General features: G+C 69.5%; 25 protein-coding genes. 14 read left to right on the top strand and 11 right to left on the bottom strand.

Annotation, left to right across the window (positions count from 1 at the left end; translation table 11 throughout):
* Positions 1 to 81: 81 nt before the first annotated feature.
* Positions 82 to 1,476: a hypothetical protein gene (locus tag ABEA67_RS03825; RefSeq protein WP_345461106.1), complete on the bottom strand. Its 1,395-nt coding sequence runs from the start codon at positions 1,474 to 1,476 to the stop codon at positions 82 to 84.
* Between the two features lie 249 nt (positions 1,477 to 1,725).
* Between ABEA67_RS03825 and pyrG the strand changes: the two genes are divergently transcribed.
* Positions 1,726 to 3,387 carry a CTP synthase gene (gene pyrG / locus ABEA67_RS03830; protein WP_345461109.1) on the top strand — a complete coding sequence of 554 codons (1,662 nt, stop codon included), beginning with the start codon at positions 1,726 to 1,728 and terminating at the stop codon, positions 3,385 to 3,387.
* Positions 3,388 to 3,408: 21 nt separating this feature from the next.
* Here pyrG and coaE read toward each other — a convergent pair whose 3' ends face one another.
* Complete coding sequence (gene coaE / locus ABEA67_RS03835) at positions 3,409 to 4,068, bottom strand: dephospho-CoA kinase (protein WP_345461112.1); 660 nt, start codon at positions 4,066 to 4,068, stop codon at positions 3,409 to 3,411.
* A 227-nt stretch (positions 4,069 to 4,295) separates the two neighbouring features.
* Here coaE and ABEA67_RS03840 point away from each other — a divergent pair, with 227 nt between their 5' ends.
* Both ABEA67_RS03840 and sodA read left to right on the top strand, forming a co-directional pair.
* Positions 4,296 to 5,480: a tetratricopeptide repeat protein gene (locus tag ABEA67_RS03840; protein ID WP_345461115.1), complete on the top strand. Its 1,185-nt coding sequence runs from the start codon at positions 4,296 to 4,298 to the stop codon at positions 5,478 to 5,480.
* Between the two features lie 194 nt (positions 5,481 to 5,674).
* A complete protein-coding gene (gene sodA, locus ABEA67_RS03845) occupies positions 5,675 to 6,316 on the top strand; it encodes a superoxide dismutase [Mn] (protein ID WP_345461118.1) in 642 nt (213 codons plus the stop codon).
* A gap of 108 nt (positions 6,317 to 6,424) precedes the next feature.
* Here sodA and ABEA67_RS03850 read toward each other — a convergent pair whose 3' ends face one another.
* The 3 genes from ABEA67_RS03850 to ABEA67_RS03860 form a co-directional block, all read right to left on the bottom strand.
* On the bottom strand, positions 6,425 to 7,939 hold the full coding sequence (locus ABEA67_RS03850; RefSeq protein ID WP_345461121.1) for a tripartite tricarboxylate transporter permease: 1,515 nt from the start codon (positions 7,937 to 7,939) through the stop codon (positions 6,425 to 6,427).
* A complete protein-coding gene (locus tag ABEA67_RS03855; protein ID WP_345461124.1) occupies positions 7,940 to 8,458 on the bottom strand; it encodes a tripartite tricarboxylate transporter TctB family protein in 519 nt (172 codons plus the stop codon).
* Between the two features lie 130 nt (positions 8,459 to 8,588).
* Positions 8,589 to 9,536: a Bug family tripartite tricarboxylate transporter substrate binding protein gene (locus ABEA67_RS03860; RefSeq protein WP_345461127.1), complete on the bottom strand. Its 948-nt coding sequence runs from the start codon at positions 9,534 to 9,536 to the stop codon at positions 8,589 to 8,591.
* Between the two features lie 254 nt (positions 9,537 to 9,790).
* On the opposite strand from ABEA67_RS03860, the gene ABEA67_RS03865 reads away from it, so the two are divergent.
* The 3 genes from ABEA67_RS03865 to ABEA67_RS03875 all read left to right on the top strand — a co-directional run bounded on the left by ABEA67_RS03865 (position 9,791) and on the right by ABEA67_RS03875 (position 13,224).
* The gene (locus ABEA67_RS03865) at positions 9,791 to 11,335 is read left to right on the top strand and encodes an ATP-binding protein (RefSeq protein ID WP_425557148.1); all 1,545 of its coding nucleotides are present in this window, start codon (positions 9,791 to 9,793) and stop codon (positions 11,333 to 11,335) included.
* Positions 11,332 to 12,036, top strand: a complete 705-nt coding sequence (locus tag ABEA67_RS03870) for a response regulator (protein WP_345461133.1) — start codon at positions 11,332 to 11,334, stop codon at positions 12,034 to 12,036. Before ABEA67_RS03865 ends, ABEA67_RS03870 begins: the two co-directional genes overlap by 4 nt.
* Positions 12,037 to 12,312: 276 nt before the next feature.
* Positions 12,313 to 13,224: a hypothetical protein gene (locus tag ABEA67_RS03875; RefSeq protein WP_345461136.1), complete on the top strand. Its 912-nt coding sequence runs from the start codon at positions 12,313 to 12,315 to the stop codon at positions 13,222 to 13,224.
* Between the two features lie 9 nt (positions 13,225 to 13,233).
* On the opposite strand, the gene ABEA67_RS03880 is transcribed toward ABEA67_RS03875, so the two are convergent.
* The 4 genes from ABEA67_RS03880 to ABEA67_RS03895 all read right to left on the bottom strand — a co-directional run bounded on the left by ABEA67_RS03880 (position 13,234) and on the right by ABEA67_RS03895 (position 15,676).
* Positions 13,234 to 13,659 carry an inorganic pyrophosphatase gene (locus tag ABEA67_RS03880; protein ID WP_345461139.1) on the bottom strand — a complete coding sequence of 142 codons (426 nt, stop codon included), beginning with the start codon at positions 13,657 to 13,659 and terminating at the stop codon, positions 13,234 to 13,236.
* Complete coding sequence (locus tag ABEA67_RS03885) at positions 13,656 to 14,045, bottom strand: hypothetical protein (RefSeq protein ID WP_345461142.1); 390 nt, start codon at positions 14,043 to 14,045, stop codon at positions 13,656 to 13,658. Before ABEA67_RS03885 ends, ABEA67_RS03880 begins: the two co-directional genes overlap by 4 nt.
* An 88-nt stretch (positions 14,046 to 14,133) precedes the next feature.
* Positions 14,134 to 14,826: a 16S rRNA (uracil(1498)-N(3))-methyltransferase gene (locus ABEA67_RS03890; protein WP_345461145.1), complete on the bottom strand. Its 693-nt coding sequence runs from the start codon at positions 14,824 to 14,826 to the stop codon at positions 14,134 to 14,136.
* Positions 14,827 to 14,836: 10 nt separating this feature from the next.
* Entirely contained in the window at positions 14,837 to 15,676 is an 840-nt protein-coding gene (locus tag ABEA67_RS03895; protein WP_345461148.1) for a 50S ribosomal protein L11 methyltransferase, read from the bottom strand.
* A 151-nt stretch (positions 15,677 to 15,827) separates the two neighbouring features.
* Between ABEA67_RS03895 and proC the strand changes: the two genes are divergently transcribed.
* The 4 genes from proC (at position 15,828) to msrA (ending at position 18,531) form a co-directional block, all read left to right on the top strand.
* Complete coding sequence (gene proC, locus ABEA67_RS03900; RefSeq protein ID WP_345461151.1) at positions 15,828 to 16,619, top strand: pyrroline-5-carboxylate reductase; 792 nt, start codon at positions 15,828 to 15,830, stop codon at positions 16,617 to 16,619.
* Positions 16,620 to 16,660: 41 nt separating this feature from the next.
* A complete protein-coding gene (locus ABEA67_RS03905; RefSeq protein WP_345461154.1) occupies positions 16,661 to 17,077 on the top strand; it encodes a hypothetical protein in 417 nt (138 codons plus the stop codon).
* A gap of 28 nt (positions 17,078 to 17,105) precedes the next feature.
* A complete protein-coding gene (locus ABEA67_RS03910; protein WP_345461157.1) occupies positions 17,106 to 17,855 on the top strand; it encodes a TSUP family transporter in 750 nt (249 codons plus the stop codon).
* Between the two features lie 118 nt (positions 17,856 to 17,973).
* On the top strand, positions 17,974 to 18,531 hold the full coding sequence (gene msrA / locus ABEA67_RS03915; RefSeq protein WP_345461160.1) for a peptide-methionine (S)-S-oxide reductase MsrA: 558 nt from the start codon (positions 17,974 to 17,976) through the stop codon (positions 18,529 to 18,531).
* Between the two features lie 43 nt (positions 18,532 to 18,574).
* Here the strand turns inward: msrA and ABEA67_RS03920 are convergent, their stop codons facing one another.
* Positions 18,575 to 19,210 carry an MOSC domain-containing protein gene (locus tag ABEA67_RS03920; protein ID WP_345461163.1) on the bottom strand — a complete coding sequence of 212 codons (636 nt, stop codon included), beginning with the start codon at positions 19,208 to 19,210 and terminating at the stop codon, positions 18,575 to 18,577.
* 96 nt (positions 19,211 to 19,306) lie between these two features.
* Between ABEA67_RS03920 and ABEA67_RS03925 the strand changes: the two genes are divergently transcribed.
* Positions 19,307 to 20,923, top strand: a complete 1,617-nt coding sequence (locus ABEA67_RS03925; protein WP_345461166.1) for a phospholipase D-like domain-containing protein — start codon at positions 19,307 to 19,309, stop codon at positions 20,921 to 20,923.
* A gap of 206 nt (positions 20,924 to 21,129) precedes the next feature.
* Here the strand turns inward: ABEA67_RS03925 and ABEA67_RS03930 are convergent, their stop codons facing one another.
* Positions 21,130 to 22,347, bottom strand: a complete 1,218-nt coding sequence (locus ABEA67_RS03930; RefSeq protein WP_345461169.1) for a saccharopine dehydrogenase family protein — start codon at positions 22,345 to 22,347, stop codon at positions 21,130 to 21,132.
* A 95-nt stretch (positions 22,348 to 22,442) separates the two neighbouring features.
* Between ABEA67_RS03930 and ABEA67_RS03935 the strand changes: the two genes are divergently transcribed.
* The 3 genes from ABEA67_RS03935 to ABEA67_RS03945 all read left to right on the top strand — a co-directional run bounded on the left by ABEA67_RS03935 (position 22,443) and on the right by ABEA67_RS03945 (position 24,637).
* Positions 22,443 to 22,727, top strand: a complete 285-nt coding sequence (locus tag ABEA67_RS03935) for a hypothetical protein (protein ID WP_345461172.1) — start codon at positions 22,443 to 22,445, stop codon at positions 22,725 to 22,727.
* A gap of 328 nt (positions 22,728 to 23,055) precedes the next feature.
* A complete protein-coding gene (gene aroA, locus ABEA67_RS03940; RefSeq protein WP_345461175.1) occupies positions 23,056 to 24,378 on the top strand; it encodes a 3-phosphoshikimate 1-carboxyvinyltransferase in 1,323 nt (440 codons plus the stop codon).
* Positions 24,379 to 24,394: 16 nt separating this feature from the next.
* The gene (locus tag ABEA67_RS03945) at positions 24,395 to 24,637 is read left to right on the top strand and encodes a hypothetical protein (RefSeq protein WP_345461177.1); all 243 of its coding nucleotides are present in this window, start codon (positions 24,395 to 24,397) and stop codon (positions 24,635 to 24,637) included.
* Positions 24,638 to 24,675: the final 38 nt, after the last annotated feature.

Raw genomic sequence — 24,675 nt, forward strand, 5'->3', positions numbered from 1 at the left:
CTGTGAACGGGGGAACCGGAGCAGGAAAAATCCCCACCGAGAGTGCTCGGCGGGGGGAGTGGGTCAGCGGGGTTCAGACCGTCAGCGGAAGTAGAGCCACTCCTCTGGAAATGGCCCATTGCTGATTTCGTGGCTTTCCAGGGGCAGGGTTCCCTCAGGCGTGGTCAGCACGGTGTCTGTCCGGACATCCTGAAGTTTGTTCCACCCCTTGACGAGCTGAACATTCTCGAGGGTGATCTGAAAGGGAGACCAACCGCCATCCAAATCACAACTGTAGGTGCCGTTCAGGGTGCCGGGGCGGTCCGCATAGATCAGCAGGCCTGACTCTACGAACGCAGTTCCCTCGCTGAACTTGAGGCTGTCTCTGCGGGCGGGAATGATGATCCGGCTGTCGCCCTTTCCGGTTATCCCCAGCATGTCTATGATGAGAGTGCGTATCCTGGGATCAGAAGAGGTGACTGTGGTGGTGCAGCCTTCCCGATTGTAGTCTCGCGCATTGCCGGGATAGCTGTTGTTCAGGCCCACGAGTTCGCGTTCGCTGGCAAGTCTCAGGTCAAGCTGGCCCGCGCTGCTAATGCTGGCGGTCGCGGCCACATAGCTGTTGGGATCTACGGAGGACAGGAACTGCTGCCGAACCTGGGCAGAACCTGCCCCGCCCGTCCAGGCGGAAACGGTGCTGGTCGTGCGGTCATACTCGAAGACCGGTGCGGCCAGTGGGGTTTTCTCGGTCGAGGCATCGTCCTGCGCCACGGCCAGGACAACGTCCAGATTGTAGGGCTTGCTGGTAAAGCCAAAAGTTCTGATGCCTGCGCCTAGTTGCAGGATGGTGCTCTCGCCGGGGGCAAGCGTGCCGATATGCACCCAGCCAGCAGAGCCGACCTGGGCGGTCAGGCCTGTAGGAACAGAGGTCTGAAATCCTGGGGCCTGGAGGTTCTGCCGGTAGAGGGTCGCTGTATCGTCATCCACGACGGTGGGGCTGGTATAGGTCTGCGTGTCCAGCTTGCGTACCTGCCCCAGTTGGACGTAGGGTGCCTGCTCGCTGGCGTCACTGCCGTCGTAATACCGCAGATTCTTGAACGGCGTCGTCCCCACCGTTGGTGTGGATGTGGTTGGCGTGGCAGGATCGCTGTCCTCATCCGTATTCGTTGGCAGGAACGTCAGGTTACGCACTGGCTCGCTGCCGACATTCGTGATCCTGAACGTCGAATGTATATAGAAGGTGTTGGCATGGGCTGAATCGTCAAGGGTACTGACGGCGAGGCGCTCAAACTTCAGCGCCGGTTCCGGTCCCGTCAATGTCTGTGCACCAACGCGGGTTCCCGTTCCTGTCCCGCCCTGCAAATTCAATTCATAGAGGCCGAGCGTGGTTGGAGGAAGGGGGGTGACCGGTGCCGGGTGTTGAACGATAGGGCTATTGCCACAGGCGGTGATGAGCAGAGCACTCAGGAGGAGGCCACAGGGAAGACGTGAGAGCACGAAAACACTTTAGTACACCGTCCAGCAGGCCGAGAGGGAAGTCGGGAAGCCAAGAATCCCGGTTGCCGACTCGCCCCAGGGTGTGTGGCTGACTCTGCCTGATTGTATGTAGAGGTGGTTTCAGCTTCCGACAGGCGGTGTTGGCCTTCTTCCACCCCCTCACCCGTGCTATCCTGTAATCCCGGAGGCCGAGCGCCCCGGCTTTTCTTTTTGGCCCTATCAGCAGGGGTCAGGCGCTCGTGTTCAAGCATGAAATACATCTTCGTGACGGGCGGCGTGGTCAGCAGCCTCGGCAAGGGCGTGGCGAGTGCCAGCCTGGGGGCGCTGCTGCGGGCGCGCGGTTATAAGGTCACAGCAGTCAAGATCGACCCCTACATCAACATCGACGCGGGCACCATGCGGCCCTACGAACACGGCGAAGTTTTCGTGACCGCCTCGGGGGCGGAAACCGACCTCGACATCGGGAACTACGAACGCTTCCTCGACCTCGACATTCCGCCGGGCAGCAACATCACCACCGGGCAGGTATACCTGGAGGTCATCCGCAAGGAGCGGGCCGGGGATTATCTCTCGCAGACGGTGCAGGTCATCCCGCACGTCACCGACGAGATCAAGCGCCGGATTCGCGCGGCGGGCGAGAATGCCGGGGCGGAAATCGTGCTGATCGAGGTGGGCGGCACGGTGGGCGACATCGAATCGCTGCCCTTCCTGGAGGCGATCCGGCAGTTCAAGTTCGACGAGGGCGACGAGAACGTGCTGTACCTGCACCTCACGCTGGTGCCTTACCTGGGCACGAGCAACGAGTTCAAGACCAAGCCCACCCAGCACTCGGTCGCGGAACTCAGAAGCGTGGGCATCAGCCCCGACATCGTGATGGTCCGCTCCAAGGAGAAGCTGCCCCCCGACATCACCCGCAAGATCGCGCTGTTTACCAGTGTGCGCGAGAACCGCGTCTTCTCCTCCTACGATGTGGGGCACGTCTACGAGCTGCCGCTCGCGCTGGAGGAACAGGGCCTGGGTAAGGCGGTGGAGGACCTGCTGGGGCTGGAGCGCACGCACCCCAACCTCGGCGTGTGGCAGAACGCGGTACGCACCATCAAGCAGCCGAAAAACGAGGTCACCATCGCGCTCGCGGGCAAGTACACCGAGATGCCCGACGCCTACCTCAGCCTGCTCGAATCGCTGACGCATGCCGGCATCGCCAACGACGCCCGCGTGAACATCAAGTGGGTCAACGCCGAGGAGCTGACGGAAGGCGACCTGGAAGCGCAACTCGGGGACGCGGACGGCATCCTGGTGCCGGGCGGCTTCGGCATTCGCGGCATCGAGGGCAAGGTGCGCGCCGCCGAGTACGCCCGCACGCATGACGTGCCCTACCTAGGCATCTGCCTGGGGATGCAGATCGCCGTCATCGAGTACGCCCGGAACAAGGCGGGCCTCGCGGGGGCCAACTCCGCCGAGTTCGACCCCTACGCGCCGCACAAGGTAATCGACCTGATGCCCGAGCAACTGGAGGTCGAGGGGATGGGCGGCACCATGCGCCTGGGTGACTGGCCGATGGACCTGCGTGCTGGCACGAAGATTGCCGAGCTGTACGGCGTCCCGCAGGGCGGCACCGTCCGCGAGCGCCACCGCCACCGCTTCGAGGTGAACCCCGCCTATACCGGGCAGCTTCAGGACGCGGGTCTGGTCATCAGCGGCGTGACGCCCGGCGTGGAGGGTCGCGGCGCGGGTCTGGTCGAGAGCATCGAGATTCCCGGCCACCCCTTCTTCGTGGCGCTTCAGGCCCACCCCGAGTTCAAGAGCCGCCCGATGCGGCCCAGCCCGCCTTTTGCGGGGTTCGTGGCGGCGGCGCTTCAGGGCGGCCAGCGGCCAGCTTCCAGCGACCAGCCGGAGAGGGCGGAAGCGTAAGCCACAGCATGGGAGGGAGCCTCAGCTTTGGCTGGGGCTTTCTTCTTGCTGGCCGCTGACCGCTGGAAGCTGGATGCCCAGCCCCGCCAGCGCCGCGTCCACCTGCCGCTCCAGCCCCGCCAGGTCGCCGCTGTTGTCCAGCACGAAGGTCGCCCGCTTCCGCTTCTCCTCGGCGGGCATCTGCCGCACATCCCGCGCCAGCACCTCCTGCGCCGTGAGGCCGCTGCGGGCGGTCACGCGGGCCAGGCGCAGGTCCAGCGGTGCGTCCACGACCAGCACGGCGTCCATCTGCGCGTCGAGGCCGCCCTCGAACAGCAGGGGCACGTCCTGCACGATCCAGCGCTCGCCGCGCGTGGCGGCCGCCTGCTCCAGTGCCAGCATCCTGGCCCGCACGCGCGGGTGGGTGATGGCGTTCAGCCTTGCCAGCCGCGCGGGGTCCGCGAATGCCGCCTCAGCCAGCGCCGCGCGGTCGAGCACGCCGCCCCGCACCACCCCCGGAAAGGCCGCCTCGATCTCGGCCAGCGCCGCCGGGTCCTGCGTCACGGCGCGGGCCTCGGCGTCGGCGTCCAGGACGGTCAGGCCGCGCTCTCGCAGCAGGGCGGCCACCGTGCTTTTGCCCGCGCCGATGCTGCCGGTCAGGCCCAGGCGGCGGGGTGGGGGGGGGGCTGGGGGGGCAGACATCCTCCCCAGTCTAGAGGCCGCGCCGGGGGTTGGGGGCCGGGGTCAGACGGGCGTCAAGCGCGTCCCCTAGCCTGTTTTGCGGTGGTGGGGGAAGCGGCCCTGCTCTCACAGGGACTTCACCCCGCTTCCGGACGTGTTCTCTATCCTGTTCGCATGACCCGCCCTGCGCCGGAATCCGGCTTGCACCCCCTGTGGCGCGGTGTTAGCCTCACCCCGGAGGTTTCTGAGTGAAACGACGTACCCTCGGCCTGCTCCTCGCGGCAGCCACCCTGTCCGGCGCAGCCGCGCAGACGCAGCCGGCGGCTCCGGCCACCGCTCAGCCCGCGCCCGCGGCTCCCGGAGCGGCACCCGCCCCGGCGACCCCGGCCCGGACCACGCCTCCCGCCGCCAACTACGTGCTGGTCGGCAACTACTACTACGAGCAGGGCAAGTTCGATCAGGCCTACGCGGCCTTCCGCGCCGCTGCCGAGATTGACCCCGCCAATGCCGACGCCCTGCTGGGCCTGGGCCGCTCGCAGATGCGGCTGCGGCTCTTTGCGCCTGCCATCGAAACACTGCGCCGCCTGACCACGCTCAGCCCCCGCAACATCAGCGGCTATCTGGCGCTGTCGCAGGCGTACCAGCAGCAGTTCATCGGGGCCGCCGACCGCGCGAGTGTGGCGGGCAACCTCGCCGCGGCGCTGCGGACCCTCACCGATGCCGAGACGGTCGCGCAGAACCAGGGCGGCGACAAGAACCTCAACCTCAGCAAGGTCTGGAACGAGCGGGGCTATGTCTACAAGCTTCAGGGTGACCGGGCCAGGGCTGTCGACGCCTTCAAGCAGGCCAGCACCCTTAATCCCGACAACGGCGTGATCCTCTCCAACCTGGGCGAGATGTACTACCTGACTGGCAACCTGATGGCCGCGCTGGGCAGCCTCCAGCAGGCGGTAATTGCCGATCCGCGTGACGCCTACAGCCGCGCCTACTATGCCAAGCTCCTGGCCCTGAGCGGGAACACGGTCGCCGCCAAGCCCGAGGCCGCCCAGGCCGCGCGGCTAGCCCCCAGTAATGCCTACGCGGTGGGGCAGTACGGCGTGGTGAGCTACCTCAGCAAGGACAGCTCGACCGCCCGCTCGCAGCTCGACCAGGCCGTGAAGCTCGACCCGCTGCGTTACCCGGAGTTCTACTACTACCTGGGCCGCCTGGACCTCGACGGCGGCGACCTGCGCAGCGCCCGCGAGAACCTGACGCGCGCCGCCGCGCTGGGCAGCACGGTGGCCGAATTCATCTACTACCTGGGCCTCAGCTACGAGCGCGGGGCCGGTGCCGTCGCGCCCGACCGCATCAAGGCCCGCGAGAACTACGAGCGCGCCCTGAAGCTCGACCCCAACTTCACCCTGGCCCGCGAGGGCCTCGCCCGCCTGCGCTGAGCGGTTTTCCGCCCCCCGGCCCCTTCCGCCTCCCGGAGGGGGCTTTTTGCGCGGTGCCGGGCCTGCACACTGTTCTGAACGTTCCCTAAAGCCCCTTTTGCCGCTGCAGCCTCATCAGGCGCAGGTAAGATGAGTGCCAATGCCGCCCCCCGTCACCCTGGCGGGTGGACCACGGCCACGAAAGGAGCACCACCATGGCTTACCAACTGCCGCCGCTGCCCTACGCCTACGACGCCCTCGAACCCTACATCGACGCGCGGACGATGGAGATTCACCACACCAAGCACCACCAGACCTACATCGATAACGCGAACAAGGCGCTGGAAGGCACCGAGTTCGCGGACCTGCCGGTGGAAGTGCTGATCCAGCGTCTCGACCAGGTGCCCGCCGACAAGAAGAACGTGCTGCGCAACAACGCGGGCGGCCACGCCAACCACAGCCTCTTCTGGACCGTGATGGGTGGCGGCCAGGGTCAGGGCAATCAGCCCAGCGGCGAACTCGCGCAGGCCATCGACCAGGCCTTCGGTTCCTTCGACGCCTTCAAGGAGAAGTTCGAGGACGCCGCCAAGACCCGCTTCGGCTCCGGCTGGGCGTGGCTGGTCGTGCGGCCCGGTGGTGAGCTGGCCGTCGTGAGCACCGCCAACCAGGACAACCCCCTGATGGGCGAGGCGATCTCGGGCGCGAGCGGCACGCCGATCCTGGGCGTGGACGTGTGGGAGCACGCCTACTACCTCAACTACCAGAACAAGCGCCCCGACTACCTCAAGGCCTTCTGGAACGTCGTGAACTGGGACGAGGTTGCCCGCCGTTACCAGGAAGCGAAGTCGCAGGCGTAAGCCGCAGAGGAAAGCCCCCAGGCCGTGTGGCGCTGGGGGCTTTGGCTTTGGGCTATGAGCCGTGAGCTATGAACCTGCCGCTGAGGCTTGAGCCATCTTTTTCATAGCTCATCGCTCGGCGCTCATGGTCCCTTTGGCCGTCCTCGCTGCCCGCGCCCGCAGCACCGGCGGCAGAATCAGCGCCAGTACCACGATCAGCAGGATGCCCGCCGTGAGGGGTTGCCGGGCGAAGATGCTGAAGTCGCCGTTGCTCTGCTGGAGGGCGGTGCGGAACTGGCTCTCGGCGGTCGGCCCCAGAATCACGCCGATGATGGCGGGCGTGACCGGGAAGTCGAAGCGGCGCATGCCGTATCCCAGCACCCCGAACAGCGCCAGCAGGAACAGGTCGAACACACTGTTGTTCAGGCTGTACACGCCGACGGTCGAGAACACCAGAATCCCGGCGTACAGGAAGGGGCGCGGAATCAGCAGCAGCCTGGCCCAAATCGGGGCGAGCGGCAGGTTCAGCGCCAGCAGCATCACGTTGCCGATGTAGAGAGAAGCGATCAGGCCCCACACCAGGTCGCCGTTGGTCACGAACAGCAGCGGCCCCGGTTGCAGGCCGTACTGCTGGAAGGCGGCGAGCAGAATCGCGGCGGTCGCGCTGGTGGGCAGGCCCAGCGTCAGCAGCGGCACCAGCACGCCCGCGGCGCTGGCGTTGTTGGCCGCCTCCGGCCCGGCCACGCCCTCGATGGCCCCCTTGCCGAACTCCTCGGGGTGCCGGGTGAGCCGCTTTTCCAGCGTGTAGCTCAGGAAGGTCGGGATTTCCGCGCCGCCCGCCGGAATCGCGCCGAAGGGAAAGCCCAGAACGGTCCCGCGCAGCCAGGGCTTCCAGCTGCGCCGCCAGTCCTCGCGGTTCATGCTGGCCCCCCCCTCCAGCTTGATCACGCTGCCCTTGTCCCTCCGCAGGCGGCTGGCGACATACAGCGTCTCCCCGATGGCAAAGAGGCCGATGACCACCGTGATGAAGTCGATGCCGTCGAGCAGTTCGGGGCGGCCCAGCGTGAAGCGGGCCTGGCCGCTCTGGAGGTCGGTGCCGACCAGGCCGATGGCGAGGCCCAGGAACAGGCTGACCAGCCCCCGCAGCGGGCTGCCGCCGAAGGTCGCACTGATGGTCACGAAGGCCAGCATGATCAGGGCGAACTTGGCCGAGGGCGGAATCTGCACCGCGACTTCCGCGATGACGGGCGCGGCAAAGGTCAGCAGCGCCGTGCCGATGGTCCCCGCCACAAAGGACCCGATGGCAGCGGTGGCGAGCGCGGCGGCGGCGCGGCCCCGGCGGGCCATCTTGTTACCCTCCAGCGCGGTGATGATGGAACTCGACTCGCCGGGCGTGTTCAGCAGGATCGAGGTGGTGCTGCCCCCGAACATCCCACCGTAGTAGATACCCGCGAACATGATGAAGGCGCTGACGGGCGGCAGTTTGGCCGTCACCGGCAGCAGCAGCGCCACCGTCAGCGCCGGGCCGATGCCGGGCAGCACGCCCACCAGTGTGCCCAGCGTCACGCCGACCAGCGCCCACAGCAGGTTCAGAGGGGTGAGGGCCGTTTCAAAGCCCGCGAAGAGGGAATGCAGGGCGTCCATCTACAGCACCCCTTTCAGGACACCGGGCGGCAGACTCAGCCCCAGCCCATGCGTGAAGACGAGGTACGTGACCAGCGCCACGGCCAGCGAAACGAACACCATCAGCCCCCAGCGCCTCTCCCCGAAGGCGAGGGCCACACTGAAGTACATGATGGCGGTGCCCAGCACGAAGCCCAGCGTGGGCAGCAGCACTGCGCCCAGCAGAAAGCCGCCCAGGATGATGCCGGCGGCCCCCAGGTTCACGGGCGCGTCGGGGTCGGTGTCCTCCTCGGCGGCGGGTTCGGCCCGGCCGCCGCGCAGGACATTCACGGTGAGCAGCGCACCCAGGATGGTCATGCCGACGCTGACAATCAGGGGAAAGACACGCGGGCCGACCACCGCGTTGATGCCGAAGGGAATCTTGAGGCTGCCCGCGAGCAGCGCCAGCCCCAGCAGCGTGACCCCCAGCGCGACCAGCAGATCCGGCACGCTGATGCCGCGCCGGGCCGCTATGGGCGGGGGAGAGGGAATGTCTGACATGAAACCTCCTCACGGACAGGGTGCTTTCAGAGGGCCTGGCCTCCAGGGAGACGGGCCTTCAGAAAGGCGTCAGGAACACAGGAAAAAGGGGCGGGGCGGACGATCTTCTGCCCGCCCCGCCGCGCCGCGATCACTTCACCAGGCCGATGTCCTTGAGGATGTTCCGGGTGCGGTTGGCTTCCAGCTTCAGGTACACGTCGAACTTGCTGCCGCTGAGGTACAGGTCGGTCCAGTTGCGGGTCGCCAGCAGGTCCTTCCACTCCTTGCTGGCGTGCATCTTGTCGAGGGCGGCGACCAGTGCGGCCTTTTCGCTGGCGCTGATGCCGGGAGGGGCCACGATGCCGCGCCAGTTGGCGAGGTCTACGTTGAGGCCCTGCTCCTTGAAGGTGGGCACCGCAATCCCGGCCTGCCGCTTGGGCGCGCTGATACCGATGGCGCGCAGCTTGCCGGCCTTGATCTGCGCCTCGAACTCGCCGTACCCGGCCACGCCCGCCGCGACCTGGTTGCCCAGCACCGCCGCCAGCGTCTCGCCGCCGCCGCTGAAGGGCACGTAGTTCATCTTCCTGGGGTCCACGCCCGCTTCCTTGGCGAGCAGGCCGACCAGCATGTGGTCGGTGCCGCCCGCGCTGCCGCCCGCAAAGGCGACCGCGCCGGGGTTGGCCTTCCAGGCCGCCGCCAGGTCCTTCATGTTCTTGTAGGGGCTGGCGGCGGGCACCACGACGACCTCGTACTCGCCGGTCAGGCGGGCGATGGGCGTGACGCGGCTGAGGTCCACCTTGCTGTTGTTGGTCTGGATGGCCCCGACCATCACCAGGCCCATCGTCATCAGCAGGTTGCCGTCGCCCTTGGCGTTGTAGAGTTGCGCCAGGCCGATGGTGCCGCCCGCGCCGGGCACGTTGAACACCTGCACCGGCTTGACGATGTTCTCGTTTTGCAGCACGGTCTGGATCGCGCGGCTGGTCTGGTCCCAGCCGCCGCCGGGGCTGGCGGGAGCCATGATCCGCAGGTTACCGAGGCCCTGCGCGGCGGCAAGGGGCGTGAAGAGACTGAGCAGGGCCAGCGACAGCACTTTTTTCATGATTCCTCCGGGGCGGGCCGGGACACGGCCACGCGGCGTCTGACTGTGAGAGCAGATTCACCTTACTCCCCCACGACGTGGCACGCAAGGCATTTTTCCCGTGCTGCACGCACTTTTCTGTGAGCGTTATTTACAATCCTGAACGCAATGCACGCAAGTCGGACAGGTCCACGGGCTGTGCCTAGAATGGAAAGCCACCCATGTTGCCCCTCGCCCGTCCAGGATCGGGACGCCCCAGGTTGCGCAGAACAGGCTTGCAGGGCCGCCTCGTGCGCCTGCACCTGCTGGTCCTGTGTGCGATGACGGTGGTCCTGGCCGCCGTGCAGACCGTGTCCCTCTACGGGGAGGCCCGCGAGCGTCTGGGCGAGCGGGCCATCACCACCAGCCGCCTGGTGGCGCGGCTCCCCGTGGTGGTGCAGGGGGCGGCGGCGGGCGTGCAGAACCCGGCGCTGAATGCCCAGGTCAATGCCCTGCGTGACGAGGCCGAGGCGGACTTCATCGTGGTCGGCAACCGCCGGGGCATCCGGCTGGCCCACCCGGTGCCGGCTCGCCTGGGGCAGCCGATGGAGGGCGGCGACAACGTGGGGCCGCTGGCGGGCCGCGAGGTCGTGAGCGTGGCGCGCGGCAGCCTGGGCGTGAGCGTGCGCGGCAAGGTGCCCATCTGGCAGGGGGGCAAGGTGGTGGGCGTGGTCAGCACCGGCTACCTGATGCCGCAGGCCTGGCATCTGGTCATCACGGCGCTGCTGACCCTGGCCCCCTGGTTCCTGCTGGCGCTGGCGCTGGGAACACTGGGGGCGGTGTGGGCGGCACGGCGACTGCGCGCCGAGATTCTGAACCTCGAACCCGAGCAGATCACGGCGCTGGTGGGGCAGCACCGGGCGGTTCTCGCGGCGCTGCGCGAGGGGGTGATCGCCGTGGACGCGGGCGGCGTGGTGACGCTGGCAAGCGACCGCGCCGCCGAGATGCTGCCCCCCGTGGCCCTCCCGGCCCCGCTGGCCGCCGTCTGGCCCGAACTCGCCGCGCATCTGGCGGCCACCGGCCCCCTGCGGCAGCAGAACGTGGAACTCACCCTGCACGGCCAGCCGGTACTGGTCAACGTGGAGCCGCTGGAGGGCGGGTTCGTCGCCAGTTTCCGCGACCGGGCCGAGGCGCTGGCCCTGGCCGACGAACTCACCCACGCCCGCGGCTTCGTGGACGTGCTGCGCGCGCAGACCCACGAGTACCAGAACCGCCTGCACGTCCTTTCCGGGCTGCTGCAACTTGGCCGCCCCGAGGAGGCGCTGCGCGTGCTGGACGCCGAGATCGAGCAGGGCGCGCAGTTTCGCCAACTTCTGCGTGACGTGCAGGTGCCCCGGCTGGTGGCCCTGCTGGCGGGCAAGCGCGAGCGCGCGCAGGAACTGGGCATCGACTTTCAGGTCGCGCCGGAAAGCAGCCTCTCGCCCGCCTGGGAGCGGCACGCCGACACGCTGGTCACGGCGGTGGGCAACCTCACCGAGAACGCCTTCGAGGCGCTGGGGGGGCGGCCCGGCCGCGTCACCATCCTGATCGGGGAGGACCCCGAGGGCGCGCAGATCGAGGTCGAGGACAGTGGCCCCGGCGTGCCGCCGGAGGTGGCGGCCCGGCTCTTCACGCGGGGCGCGAGCAGCAAGGGCGAGGGGCGCGGCTACGGCCTGGCGGGTGTAGGCGACCGGGTGCGGGCGCTGGGCGGCGCGGTGCGCTATGTCCGGCGGGGGAGCCACACGGTCTTTCAGGTCAACCTGCCCCCACCGGTGGCCGCCGCCCCCCTGGAGAGCGCATGACCCGCGTGCGCGTGCTGCTGGTCGAGGACGATCTGCGGGTCGCCCGCGTGAACCGCGACCTGCTGGAGCGCGACCCCGACGTGCATGTGGTGGGGAGCGCGGCCACGCTCGCGCAGGCGGATGCCCTGGCGCAGGCGCTCGCGCCCGACCTGATCCTGCTCGACGTGTACCTGCCCGACGGGAGCGGGCTGGGTCTGCTGCGCCACTGGCGCGCCCAGGGCCGCACGACCGACGTGGCCCTGATCACCGCCGCCGACGACGAGGCCTCGGTGAGGACAGCCCTCGCGCAGGGGGCCTTCGACTACCTGATCAAGCCCTTCACGGGGGCCAGGCTCGCGGAGGTGATCGCCCGGCACCGCGCGCGCCGCACGCCCCGCGGCACCCTCGACCAGTCGCACCTCGACCGGCTGCTGGGGGTGGGCGGCGCTTCCCCCGAACCGCTCCCGCGCGGCATCGACCCCCATACCCTGGAACGGGTCGCGCAGGTGCTGGAGGGCACCGGGGACGCCCTGAGCGCCGAGGAGGTCGGCGACCGGACGCACCTGTCGCGGGTGACGGCCTGGCGCTACCTCGAACATCTGGTGCGGGTGGGCCGCGCCACCCTCGACCACCAGTACGGCCTGACCGGGCGGCCCGCCAAGCTGTACCGGGCACGCGCCGGGGAGGCTCCCGCGGGCGAGCGGCACGAGCCGGAGGACTGAGGCACAGGGCTACCGCAAAGTCCGATTTTGGGCCTGCTCGCCCCGATGAACCCCTCAGTCAGCTCCGTTGACAGCTCCCCTCAAGGGGAGCCAGGGACTCTATTTGCCCCACAGGACGCCAAATCTTTTGCCTCCCTTTAAGGGGAGGTAGCCCGAAGGGCCGGAGGGGTTGAGGGTTAAGGGGGGCTGTGCGCACTCGGCGACTTTGCGGTGGCCCTGACTGAGGCCAAGGGGCCTTCACCCCGCCTCACCTCCGCGCCCTACACTGTCTCCCCGATGCGTGTTCCGGTTCTGTCCGCCCTGCTGGCCGTTTCGCTGCTGGGGGCCTGCGCGCCCCGCGTCACGGTGCCCACGCATACGCCCGCGCTCGACTTCGGCGGGCCGGTGCCGGACGTGGTGATTTTCGCGGTGTCGGGCCGCTGCGGGACAGGCTGCGTCGCCCCACGCGACAACTGGGATTACCTCACCGCACGCGGAACGGTGGACCGAGTGGCGGACGTCATCGCGGCCGCCGGGTACCGCGTGGAGACGGCGGGATATGCGTCCAGCGCCAGCGAAGAGTTCGCGTCGCGCCTGACGCCCCTGGGTCAACGCGGGTACGTGGCACTGCTGGCCGACTATGGCCGCCTCCAGACTGCCTGGGAGGGCCAGCCGCGGCCCCGCGTGGTGCTGCTGGGGCACTCGCAGGGGGTGGCCTGGCTGCACCACCTCGCCCGCATCTTCCCCGAGCAGCCGGTCGCCCTGCAAATTGACCTCGACGGCATCTGCGCCGCCTGGCAGAGCGACCACGGGTCCGCCATCCGTGCCCTGAAGGCAGACCCGGCCCGGCCCTCGCCCGCCGAGGCCTGCAACCTCTTCCGGGTGGCGGGCCAGTCGCTGCGCGGCAAGGACCTCGTGTGGCCCAACGTCGCCCGCAATCTGGAGGTGCAGAGCAAACGCCTCCCGGCCCTGGTCAGCGACAGCGGCGGCTTTCTGTTCAACTATCTCTTCGAGGTCACGCCCAACCGCCGCACCGACGGCAGCCAGGCGGGCCTGGAGCGGTACGTGTCCACCCGCGAGGACCACGGGGCCGTGTCGTACCCGAACAGCGACGCCCTGCGCTGGGTGGTGGACCGGACCGCTCACATCGTGCAGGACTGGCAACGCGAGGACGCCGCCCGGCCCCGCCTGAACGAAGAGCGGCGCTAGCTTCCGGCCCTAGCTTTCGCCGGGCAGCGACGCTAGCCAGTCTTCCGCCGCCTGTGCGCCCTCCAGCCGCGCGCCGCGCTCCGGGGGGAACCACGCGAGCAGGGCCAGCAGGTCGCCCCCGTGATGCTCTTCCAGCGGGCCGAACACCACCTTGTGGTCGCCGTCGGCCAGGTGCAGCAGGCCCGCGGGGGTGGCCCGGACCCGTTCGCCCACGGGCCGCGGTTCTCCCAGCCACACGGCGTCCACCTCCGCGCCGTCTGCCGGATTCAGGATGCCGGGCAGGCACCCGTAGTTCACCGGGGCGGGCCAGGGTTCGGTGCGGTAGGGCACGACCTCGCCGCCGCGCCAGACAAAGCGCTCCAGCGTGCCGCGCGTCCACTCCACCACCCCTTCGCGTGGGCCTTCCCGCGGCGGCCGCTCTGCCAGCCTGGTCACGGCTGCACCTCGTACAGTTCGACCTGCCGCAGCACCGTGCCCCCGAACGAGAGAACCGCCCGGTACGCTCCCTTCTCCGGCGCGGTCAGCCGGAAGGTCGCGTCCCGCTGCGCCGCATCGAGGTACACGCTGTCGCGGCCCAGTTCGCGCGACCCGCCAAACCACGCCACGCTCAGATAGCCCGGCTCGAAGCGCCCCTCCACCCGCGCCCGCAGCACCAGCCCCTCGCCCTCGCGCGTCAGGGTGGCCGCCGTCACGCGGGCGGGGAGCGTCACCTCCACCTGCTGCGGCACCAGGGGAAAGTAGGCATAGCGGCAGGCTGTCAGCGCGGGCGCGAGCAGGCACGCCAGCAGCAGCAGGCGGATGGGGGAGGAGGCGCGGGGCATGGGGGCATTGTAGGGAGGAGCCATGAGCTATGAAAAAGATGGCGTCCGGGTGCCCTTTCACAGCTCATAGCTCAAAGCTCACCGCCTCCTACACCCCCGTCGCCACCAGCGCCCCCAGCAGCGCCAGCGGGGCCGTCTCCGCGCGCAGGATGCGGGGGCCGAGGGTCACGGCGACGGCTCCTCTGGCCGTCAGGGCGGCCACTTCCGCCTCCGCGAGGCCGCCCTCGGGGCCGGTCAGCACGGTCACGGGCGCGTCCCAGTTCAGGTGGTCGGTGAGGCGGGCCACGCTGCCGGGTTGCGCGACGAAGAGGGTGCCTTCCCAGGCGAACTCGGCCAGGGGCAGCGGCGGCAGCACCTCCGGCGTAACCGCGCGGCGCGACTGCTTGCTGGCCTCCTCGGCCACGCGGCGCAATCGCTGGAGCTTCTGCGCCCCGATTTCGCGGGCGTCGGCGTGGCGGGTGACGAGCAGCTGGACACGCGCCGCGCCCAGTTCGGTGGCCGCGCGCACCACGTCGGCCAGCTTGTCACCCTTGAGCAGCGCCACCGCCAGCGTGACCGGCTGGGGCGTCTCGGCGGCCCCGGCCAGACGTTCGCCCAGCGTCAGCACCGCCCGGCCCTCCTCCAGCAGCGTGAGGGTGGCCCCCGCCTCGGCCCCCTGGCCGTCGAACACGCGCACCGCGTCGCCGGGATTCAGGCGCAGCACGTGCAGGTGGCGGGTTTCGCGCGGGCCGAGGAGCATCTCGGGGGCCAGGGCCTCCACCCGGACGCGGTGGGGGGCCATCAGGACGACCTCACGCGAGCGGCGCGCGGGCCGTCACCAGCGCCCACTCGCCGTCCAGCGTTTCCCGCACGTCACCGAAGCCCTCGCGTTCCAGTGCCGCGCGTACCAGCGGCAGCTTGACGGTCAGGATGCCGGTCAGAACCAGCGGCCCGCCGGGCACCAGTTCCGCGAGGTACTCGCCCGCCAGCAGGTCGTGCAGCTCGGCGTAGAGGTTCGCCACGACCACGTCGTAGGCGTCCACGCCCTCCTCCGGAAAGGTGGCGGCCTCCTCGCCCAGCGTGCCCTCCGCGAAGCGCACGCGCCCCGGTGGCACCCCGTTCTCCCCGGCATTCTCCCGCGCAATCGGAATGGTGATCGGGTCGATGTCCACCCCGTAGGCGAAGCGTGCTCCCAGCAGCGCGGCGGCAATCGCCAGCACGCCGCTGCCGGTGCCCACGTCCAGCACACGCGCGCCCCTGCCATCCGGCCCCAGCGCCACGAGGTTCAGCCCCGAGAGGGCCTCCACCGCCAGGCGGGTGGTCGCGTGGTGGCCCGTGCCGAAGGCCATGCCCGGCTCAATCACCAGCGGCAGTTGCCCGGCCTCCACCTCCTCCCGCAGCCAGGGCGGCACGATGGTCACGCGGCCCGCGCGCACCGGGCGCAGCGTGCGTTTGAACTCCGCCAGCCAGTCCTGGTCGGCCTCCTCGCGCCACTCGCCGTCGGAGATGGGAACGGGCAGGTCGCTCCGGGCGTCGAAGTAGGCGCGGATGACGCCCGCACGTTCCTCCAGCCCCGTCGCGCCCGCCTCCCACAGCAGGTCGAGGTCGGCTTCACGGGTGTCGAGCGTGCCGGGCAGGTGGTACACGAGCATGGGGGAGAGTGTAGGGCGTATGGCCTGCCCCGGCCAGGGCTGCTTTGCCCGGGGCGGCGCTCCATTCGGCCTGGAGGCTGGCGAAGCTTTCTGGGCACCGCCCTAACCCCCCACCCCTAACGCCTCCCCCCTCCCCCCTATACTTCCCCCCATGAGACTCGCCATCGTCGGCGTCGGGAAACTCGGCCTTGCCCTGCTGGAGGGCGTCACCTCGCGCGGCGTGATGCCCGCGGGCGAGATTGGCCTCTTTGACGCGAATGCGGCCCGCGCGGCGGACCTGGCCGCCCGCACCGGGGCACGCCCGCTGGCCGCGGCGGACCTGCGCTACGCCGAGCGCATTCTGGTGAGCGTGCAGCCGCGCGTCTTTCCCGAAATCAGCGACTGGCTCGCGCAGGAAAACGCCGGGTACATCAGCACGATGGCCGGGGTCAGCACCGCGAGCCTGACCCGCCGACTGGGCACCAAGCGCGTCGTGCGGGCGATGCCCAACCTCGCCGCCACCATCGGCCTGAGCCAGACCGCCATCACCGCCCCCCGCGAGGCCGAGGCCGCGGGCGACCTGGAGTTTGCCCGGCAGCTCTTCGGCGCGGTGGGGGACGTGTACGACCTCCCCGAACACCTCTTCAACGCCTTTACCGGCATGAGCGCTTCCGGCCCCGCCTACGCCGCCGTGTTTGCCGAGGCGCTCGCGGACGGCGGCGTCCGCATGGGCCTGCCGCGCGCCCTCGCGCACGAACTGGCGGCCAAGCTCCTCGTTGCCAGCGGCGAACTCCTCCAGGGGCGCGCGCACCCCGGCCTGCTGAAAGACGAGGTCGCCAGCCCCGGCGGCACCACCATCGCCGGGCTGGAGGTGCTGGAGGCGGCGGGCGTACGCGGCGCGCTGATGCGGGCGGTCGTGGAGGCCACCCGGCGCGGGAGCGAACTGGGTAAGGATCAGGAGTAGGGGAGGCAGATGACAGAAGGCTATGCCCCTTATCCTGGCCCATGCGAAAGGTTCTTCCCCTGCTGGCTGCACTGCTGACCGCTTCCGCTCTGGCGGGGGGTGGCGGGCCACACCTCTCGCCGCTGGGCGTGCCGTACAGCGATACGGTCACGCTGCATTGCCGGAGCGGGCGTAGCGTCCTGTTCTTCGCGCCGAACACGCAGTCCGTCCGGCTGATGTACCGGGGGAAGGTGAGCGGCTGGATGGGCTACCTGTCTCTGCCTGCCACGTCAGGCCGCTACTCGAATGTCGGTCTGCTCGGGATGGGCGAGTTCGCTACGCCCCGTCTGGGCGCTGGCCTGGAGTGGCGCGACCTGCCGCCGACGGGCGCAGCGTTGCATCAGGGTGAACTGTACCGAGTCACGCAGCACCCCAACGGACAGCGAATCTACACGCTGCTCGAACGCTGCTCGGGCTGAGACGGTCCGGGCTGCTACATTCCGGGGCGTGCCCGGTCCCGAAGTTCTGCTGTACGGCCTCCCCCTCGCCTTTCTCGCCGGCTTCATCGACGCGGTGGCGGGGGGCGGCGGCACCATCACGCTGCCGACCCTGATTTTTATGGGGCTGCCCGCCGCGCAGGTAGTGGCGACGAACAAACTGCTCGCCATCTTCGGCTCGGCGAGTTCGACTTGGCAGTACTGGCGCAAGGGGCACGTGGAGCGGAGCCTGGTGCTGCGCTTGATTCCGCTGGCACTGCTGGGGAGCGCGCTGGGGGCCTACCTCGTTCATTTCGTGAACCCGGATGCCTTCCGCACGCTGGTCGGCGTGGTGATTCTGGGCGTGGGGGTGCTGGTGCTGGTCAACAAACGCTTCGGCCTGGAGGACCGCTATCCCGGCCTGACCCCCCGCACGCTGGCGCTGACCCTGCCCGGCGCACTGATCATCGGGATGTACGACGGCTTTCTCGGCCCCGGCACCGGCACCTTTCTGATGTTCCTGTTCGCGCTGGTCGGCTTCAATCTGGTGCGGTCCAGCGGCAACGCTCGGACCATCAACTTCGCCACTAACCTGGGGGCCTTCCTGTTCTTCCTGATCGGCGGGCAGATGGTCTGGTGGATCGGGTTGCCGATGGGCGTCGCCAATGCCCTCGGCGCGACCCTGGGTGCCCGGATGGCGATGCTGCGCGGCAGCGGCTTCGTGAAGGTGATGTACGGGGTGATCGTGGTGCTGGTGGCGGCGCGGTTGCTGATGCAGTAGGCGGTGCGCGGGACGCCGTACGCGGTTTTCCTGCGTCCCGCGCACCGCGTCCCGCTTCCCCCCTCCCAACCGTGCCTCCCTCCCCCTGCCCCCCGACCGGATGCGCCACAATCCGCTCATGACCTCAGCACAGACGGGCGGACAAATGCAGCAGGCCATCTTCGCGGGCGGGTGCTTCTGGTGTACCGAGGCCGTGATGAAGGACGTGCGCGGCGTGACGAAGGTGGAGAGCGGGTACATCGGCGGGCACGTGCCGAACCCCGATTACCGCAGCGTGTGCGGCGGCAATACCGGGCACGCCGAGGCCGTGCGCGTGACCTTCGACCCCACGCAGGTGAGCTACAAGGACCTGCTGGGCCTGTTCTTCGCCACCCACGACCCGACCACCCTCAACCGCCAGGGGGCCGACGTGGGCACGCAGTACCGCAGCGCCGTCTTCCCGCTGAATGCGGAGCAGGAGCGCGAGACGCGCGAGGTGATGGCCGACCTGGCTGCGCAGAACATCTTCGACCGGCCCCTCGTCACCACGATTGAACCCGCCACCGAGTTCTACGTGGCCGAGGACTACCACCAGGACTACTACGCCAACAACCCGCGCCAGCCCTACTGCATGGCCGTGATCGCCCCCAAGGTCGCCAAGTTCCGCAAGGCGTACAGCGACCGGCTGCGGGTGTGAGGAAGGCGGGACGCAGGAACAACCGCGCACCGCGTCCTGCGTCCTAACCCTGCGCCAGCAGTTCCTCGATGTTGCGCCGCAGCCGCACCGCCAGCGGGTAGGTCAGGTAGCGTTCCAGCGTCTCGCGTTCCGGCGTGGCCTGGTACCACAGGTCGAAGAGTTCGGCGATGGTGGGGGCACCGGCGGGGACAGCCTCGCGCGTGACCTCGTCGCCCCGACCCACCTCGCCGCCCTCCAGCACGCGGGTGTAGAAGCCGGGGCGGCGGGCACGGGCAAACCGTTTGACAAAGCCCGCGTCCTCCATCCGGGCACCGAGGGTGCCGCAGGGGATGCGCGGGGCCGTGACCTCCAGCAGCACGCTGCCCACCCGGAAGCGTTCGCCCACCTGCACGCCCGCCGACTCCAGCCCGCCCACCAGCAGGTTCTCCCCGAAGGTGCCGGGTTCCAGGGCCGCGCCCAGGCTCTCCGTCCAGTGGTCGTAGTCCTCGCGGGTGTAGATGTACACGGCCTGATCGGGGCCGCCGTGGTGTTTGCGGTTCAGCACCCGGTCGCCTTCCAGGCCCTGCGCCGTGACGCGGACATGCCCCGGCACCGGGTGCTTGCGGATGCCGGTCACGACGCTGCGGTTGCCGACCTGGATGGCGGTGGGCTGGCCCACGTTGACACTGATCACCTTCATGGGGGCAGGCTACCAGTCCTGGCCCCGCGCTGAGACTCGCTTGAACCGTGCCCCCGTTGGCCCGCGGGGGAGCCTGGCGCGGCATACTCTGGCAGAATGCGCGTGCCCCCTCGCCACCGCCTGACCGCCTGGGTGCTGACCCTGCTGGCGCTGCTGGCGGGACCCTGGCCGGACGCGCGGGCGCGGGGACCGGCCTTTGCGGCGGGGCTGGAGGTGGTCAGCGGCAGCCTGCCCCCGGTGAACCGGGCCGCGCTGGACGGCCTGGGGCTGAACACCTGCCCACCGCCCCAGGCCCCGCTGGACCGCCTGCTGTATGACCGCACGCGGGGACAGGGCGCGGCGCTGAGCTGCGGCAACCGGGTGGAGGGCCTGCTGCATTTCCCGAACGCCGACCCCGCCTACAGCACCCAGCCGCAGACCCCCCACGGCGGCTTCGACGAGCTGGAAGCCCAGCTCCGCCAGACCCGCCGTGAACTCCTGATCGCCAACATGATCTGGGACGACGGCCCGGGCGCACCGGGTGCCCAGGTCGCCCGCGCCATCGCGGCCCTGCGGCGGGACGTGGCCGAACACCCGGAGCGCCATCCGGGGGGCATGACCGTGCGGGTGATGCTGGGCAACTCGGTGCGCCTGGACGCCCTGCTCGACCCCACCGCGAGTGCCTACAGCGCCGCGCGGCATCTGTTGGAGGCGGGCGTGCCCCTGACGGGCGACACGGTGCCCGGCTGGCGGCTGGAACTCGCCAACTACGCCTACCTGGTGCCGCACAGCCACGTGAAGCTGGTGGTGCAGGACGGCGAGACGGTGCTGGCAGGCGGCTTCAACATCAGCTTTTTCCACGTGCCCGCGGGCGCGCCGGGCGGGCAGGGCCTGGACCTCACCGACCTGGGGCTGCGGGTGCGCGGACCGGTGGCGCGCCACGCGGTCGCCACCTTTCACGATGCCTGGGCGCTCAGCCGCCTGCTGACCTGCCAGAAAACGCCGACCCCCCTCACCCTGCGCCGCGACTGCACCTTCAGCCAGCCCGCCGCGCCGTCGCCCCTGGCCTGGGCCGCCCCCGCCCCCGCCACCGGTGAGGCCCGCGTCTACCCCCTCTACCGCCGCAACGGCTACACCGACGCGGACGACGCGGTCACGGCCCTGTTCGGCGCGGCGCGGGGCCGCATCGACGTGATGCAGTCGCAGGTGAGCGGCACGCTGGGCTGCACCGGCGACCTGTTCGCGGAAGAGGGCTGCCCCCCGGCCCTGCAACTCCCGGTGTGGCGGGCGGCCGTGCGTGCTGTCCGCGACCGGGGCGTCACGCTGCGGCTGCTGCTCGACTACGACCCGCTGCTCCAGGCCGAGACGCTCGCCCTGCTGCGTGGCCTGCACGCCGAACTCGCCCCGCTGGGCCTGGCCGACCACGTGCAGGCCCGCTGGTACGGCACCGCGGGCGGCCTGCACACCAAGGCGGCCCTGGTCGACGGCCAGATGCTGCTGGTCGGCAGCCAGAACCTGCACTACTCCTCCTTCGGGCGGCTGGGCCTGAGCGACTACAACCTCGCCACGAGTGACGCGGGGGCTGTGGACGAATACCGGCGCATGTTCGCCTTCGAGTGGGCGCGTTCGCAGGCCATCCAGCCGCCCTGGTGGCTGCCCGCCGGCGGTGGCAGAGACACCCGACCCCAGAGGCCGGGGCCGGAGGACCTGGGCGTCCCGGCAGGCGACCCTTGAGCCTTACGTCACGTCCGGTTCTACCTTGTCTGTCATCCGGCTTCCGTCCCAGCCGTTCTCCAAGTGGGAAAGCGCCGCTTCGGTCCCTCCTCGCTCCACAGGGCAGCCGGGGTCGGCCTATGCGGGCGAGGAGATGAAAGCCCGGAGCGACAGCAAGCGGCCCCGGAGCGCCCGCACAGGCTCCGGGGCCGCGTTGCGCTCTGCTCTCAGTCGCGCACGAGTTCGATGCCCGCCAGCTCGTCGACCGGCAGGCCCCACTGGTTCATCGCGGCGATAAAGGGATCGGGGTCGAACTCCTCGACGTTGTACACGCCGGGCTTCATCCACTCGCCCTGAAGCATCAGCATCGCGCCGATCATGGCGGGCACGCCGGTGGTGTAGCTGATGCCCTGCGCCTGCACTTCCCTGAACGTCTCGGCGTGATCGGTGACGTTGTACACGAAATGCACCCGCTCCTGGCCGTCCTTGCCGGTGCCCCGCGCCTGCACGCCGATGCAGGTCTGCCCGGTGTAGTCCGCCGCCAGGCTTTCGGGCGCGGGCAGCACGGCCTTGAGGAACTCGATCGGGGCGATCTTCTCGCCACGGAAGTTGATCGGCTCGATGCTGGTCATGCCGACCGCCTCCAGCACGCTGAGGTGCTTGATGTACTGCTCCCCGAAAGTCATCCAGAAGCGGGCGCGCTTGATGGTCGGGAAATTGACCACCAGCGATTCGAGTTCCTCGTGGTACAGCACGAAGCTCTTGCGCGTGGCGACGTTGGGGTAGTAGATGTCCTGGCTGATTTCCAGCGGTGCGGTCTCGACCCACTGCCCGTTTTCCCAGTAGCGCCCGTTTGCGGTGATCTCGCGGATGTTGATTTCGGGGTTGAAGTTGGTGGCAAAAGCCTTGCCGTGGCTGCCGTTGTTGCAGTCCACGATGTCGAGGTAGTGGATTTCAGAGAAGTGGTGCTTGGCGTGGTGCGCGGTAAAGACGTTGGTCGCGCCGGGGTCGAAGCCGCAGCCCAGCAGCGCCATCAGGCCCGCCTGCTCGAAGCGCTCGCGGTAGGCCCACTGCCAGGAGTACTCGAACTTCGCCACGTCACGCGGCTCGTAGTTGGCGGTGTCCAGGTAGTGCACGCCCGTCTCCAGGCAGGCGTCCATGATGGTGAGGTCCTGGTAGGGCAGCGCCACGTTGATCACCAGCTCCGGGGAAAAGTCGCGGATCATGGCCGCCAGCTCCGGCACGTTGTCGGCGTCCACCGCCGCCGTGGTGAACTTCGTGCGGCTCTGCGGCAGGTGTTCGCGGATTTCCTGCACGATCTTGTCGCACTTGCTCACGGTGCGGCTCGCGAGCAGCACCTCCGTGAACACCGCATCGTTTTGCGCGCACTTCTTCGCCACGACGTTGCCCACGCCGCCCGCTCCGATAATCATGACCTTGCTCATCGGGGGCCAGTGTACCCCGCCACCTGACCGGGCCGCGCCCCAGCCCTGGCCGGGAGACCCCTTGCTGGAAGCCGGTGCGCTAGCCTGCCGGGCGTATGCGGACTTACGGGCTGATCCTGCTGGCCTTTGTGGCGGGCGTCATGGTGCTGGTCGCCGCCTTTGCGTGGCAGGGCCGCTCGGCCCGCGAGTACGGGCGCGCGGCGGTGCAGGCCGCGCAGCAGGCGGGACTGACCGCCAGGACCCCTGACCGCCTCTGCGCCGACCTCCTGAAGCGGCCGCCGCCCGGCGGGGTCCAGAAGTGCGTGGTGAAGGCCGCGGGTGGGCAACTGGCCGCCGTCGTCACGCTGGAAGGGGAGCGGACGTTCCAGGTCGGTCCCTAGGGAGGGGCGTTACCAATGGTGCGGACAGTTTTGCATCCTCTCACGAGAGGTGTATTCGAAAATAGCGTGCAGGGCGCAAAAAGTCCCTCTCCCCTTGCGGGGGACTCGCAGAGCTGCTTGCAGAGGGGTTGGGGAGGGGGGTGGACGGCAACGCCGTCCCAGCGTGGGAAAGGCCCAGAAAGTTATGAATCTGTCCGCACCCTTGGTTACAGAGATTTCCCGGGAAGGCTGGCGAGCTGGGCTTTCACCCAGGGATGCAGGAGCGGACTCTCCTCCTTGTCTCGACCCTTCCGCCGCTCCCCCGCCAGCCCCGCGCTAGCCTCCCCCCATGACCGACGGCCTGCCCGAGCGTTTCGATGTCCTCGTTCACCCCGCTCAGGAGCTGCGGGGCGAGTTGCGCGCGCAGCCCAGCAAGAACTACACGACCCGATATCTCCTCGCGGCGGCGTTGGCCGAAGGGGAGACGCGCGTGGTGGGGGTCGCGACCAGCGAGGATGCGGAGGCACTGCTGGGATGCCTGCGGGACTGGGGCGCGGGCGTGGAGCGCGTGGGGGAAGACGTAGTGGTGCGCGGCTTCGGGGCGCATCCCCGCTCGGGGGTGACGCTGAATCCCGGCAACGCGGGAGCCGTCGCGCGCTTCCTGATGGGCGTGGCGGCCCTGACGACCGATACCACCTTCGTCACCGACTTTGCCGACTCGCTGGGCAGGCGGCCCCAGGGGGACCTGCTGGAGGCGCTGGAGCGGCTGGGCGCGCGCGTGAGCAGCGACGGCGGCAGGCTGCCGGTCATCATCAGTGGCCCGGTGCGGGGCGGACGGGTGGAGGTCAGCGCCGAGCGTTCCAGCCAGTACGCCTCGGCGCTCATGTTCCTGGGGCCGCTGCTGCCGGACGGCCTCGACCTGCACCTGACGGGCGACATCAAGAGCCACGCGCCCCTGCGGCAGACGCTGGGCACCCTCGCCGCGTTCGGCGTTCAGGCCACCGCAAGTGCCGACCTCACACGCATCACCATTCCGGGCGGGCAGGCGTACCGGGCGGGCCGGATGTCCGTGCCGGGGGACTATCCGGGCAGCGCCGCGCTGCTGGCCGCCGCCGCCCTCCTCCCCGGCGAGGTCACGGTGACGAACCTGCGCGAGAACGACCTCCAGGGCGAGCGCGAGGCCCTGGCCGTGCTGCGCGAGATGGGGGCCGACCTTGTGCGCGAGGGGGACCGGGTGACGGTGCGTGGCGGGCGGCCCCTCCACGCTGTGACCCGCGACGGCGACAGCTTCACCGACGCCGTGCAGGCCCTCACCGCCGCCGCCGCCTTCGCGCAGGGCACGACCACCTGGGAGAACGTGGCGACGTTGCGCCTCAAGGAATGCGACCGCATCAGCGACACCCGCCGCGAACTGGAGCGGCTGGGGCTAACGGCGGACGAGACGGAAGGCAGCCTGAGCGTGACGGGAACAGAACGCCTGGCCGGGGGCCTCACCGCCGACGGCCACGGCGACCACCGCATGATCATGCTGCTGACCCTGCTGGGGCTGAGGGCCGACGCCCCTCTCCGCATCACCGGCGCGCACCACATCCGCAAAAGCTACCCGCTGTTCTTCCGCCATCTGGAAGGGCTGGGGGCGCGGTTCGAGTATCTGGAAACGGACGCCCGCTGAGGCGCGTACCAGGGGCATGTTCCCGCCTTACGACGCGCCGCTCACCTCCGGGCAGCGGTTCATTCTGCTGGTGTTGACGCTGGTCTTCCCACCCCTGCTGTTCGTGTATGTCGTCGCCTTCTACTGGTTCCGGGACACGTACCCACAGCGAGCGCAGAGCATTGCGGGTGTCGGCTTCACCTTTATGCAGGGGGTTTTGCTGGTGGTCTTGCTGGTCGCCGTCTTTCAATTCCTGGCTTCCCTGGCGGCCCGGTTCTGAGCGCCTTCACCTCTCTCGCCCAGCCCTCTCACGCCCAC

This window comes from Deinococcus carri (assembly GCF_039545055.1).
Lineage (GTDB): Bacteria > Deinococcota > Deinococci > Deinococcales > Deinococcaceae > Deinococcus > Deinococcus carri.

Excerpts from the sequence above, each read along its gene's own strand:
- pyrG (WP_345461109.1), top strand. The coding sequence starts at position 1,726 with ATGAAATACATCTTCGTGACGGGCGGCGTGGTCAGCAGCCTCGGCAAG.
- coaE (WP_345461112.1), bottom strand. The coding sequence starts at position 4,068 with ATGTCTGCCCCCCCAGCCCCCCCCCCACCCCGCCGCCTGGGCCTGACC.
- sodA (WP_345461118.1), top strand. The coding sequence starts at position 5,675 with ATGGCTTACCAACTGCCGCCGCTGCCCTACGCCTACGACGCCCTCGAA.
- ABEA67_RS03850 (WP_345461121.1), bottom strand. The coding sequence starts at position 7,939 with ATGGACGCCCTGCATTCCCTCTTCGCGGGCTTTGAAACGGCCCTCACC.
- ABEA67_RS03855 (WP_345461124.1), bottom strand. The coding sequence starts at position 8,458 with ATGTCAGACATTCCCTCTCCCCCGCCCATAGCGGCCCGGCGCGGCATC.
- ABEA67_RS03860 (WP_345461127.1), bottom strand. The coding sequence starts at position 9,536 with ATGAAAAAAGTGCTGTCGCTGGCCCTGCTCAGTCTCTTCACGCCCCTT.
- ABEA67_RS03870 (WP_345461133.1), top strand. The coding sequence starts at position 11,332 with ATGACCCGCGTGCGCGTGCTGCTGGTCGAGGACGATCTGCGGGTCGCC.
- ABEA67_RS03875 (WP_345461136.1), top strand. The coding sequence starts at position 12,313 with ATGCGTGTTCCGGTTCTGTCCGCCCTGCTGGCCGTTTCGCTGCTGGGG.
- ABEA67_RS03885 (WP_345461142.1), bottom strand. The coding sequence starts at position 14,045 with ATGCCCCGCGCCTCCTCCCCCATCCGCCTGCTGCTGCTGGCGTGCCTG.
- ABEA67_RS03890 (WP_345461145.1), bottom strand. The coding sequence starts at position 14,826 with ATGGCCCCCCACCGCGTCCGGGTGGAGGCCCTGGCCCCCGAGATGCTC.
- ABEA67_RS03895 (WP_345461148.1), bottom strand. The coding sequence starts at position 15,676 with ATGCTCGTGTACCACCTGCCCGGCACGCTCGACACCCGTGAAGCCGAC.
- proC (WP_345461151.1), top strand. The coding sequence starts at position 15,828 with ATGAGACTCGCCATCGTCGGCGTCGGGAAACTCGGCCTTGCCCTGCTG.
- ABEA67_RS03905 (WP_345461154.1), top strand. The coding sequence starts at position 16,661 with ATGCGAAAGGTTCTTCCCCTGCTGGCTGCACTGCTGACCGCTTCCGCT.
- msrA (WP_345461160.1), top strand. The coding sequence starts at position 17,974 with ATGACCTCAGCACAGACGGGCGGACAAATGCAGCAGGCCATCTTCGCG.
- ABEA67_RS03920 (WP_345461163.1), bottom strand. The coding sequence starts at position 19,210 with ATGAAGGTGATCAGTGTCAACGTGGGCCAGCCCACCGCCATCCAGGTC.
- ABEA67_RS03925 (WP_345461166.1), top strand. The coding sequence starts at position 19,307 with ATGCGCGTGCCCCCTCGCCACCGCCTGACCGCCTGGGTGCTGACCCTG.
- ABEA67_RS03930 (WP_345461169.1), bottom strand. The coding sequence starts at position 22,347 with ATGAGCAAGGTCATGATTATCGGAGCGGGCGGCGTGGGCAACGTCGTG.
- ABEA67_RS03935 (WP_345461172.1), top strand. The coding sequence starts at position 22,443 with ATGCGGACTTACGGGCTGATCCTGCTGGCCTTTGTGGCGGGCGTCATG.
- aroA (WP_345461175.1), top strand. The coding sequence starts at position 23,056 with ATGACCGACGGCCTGCCCGAGCGTTTCGATGTCCTCGTTCACCCCGCT.
- ABEA67_RS03945 (WP_345461177.1), top strand. The coding sequence starts at position 24,395 with ATGTTCCCGCCTTACGACGCGCCGCTCACCTCCGGGCAGCGGTTCATT.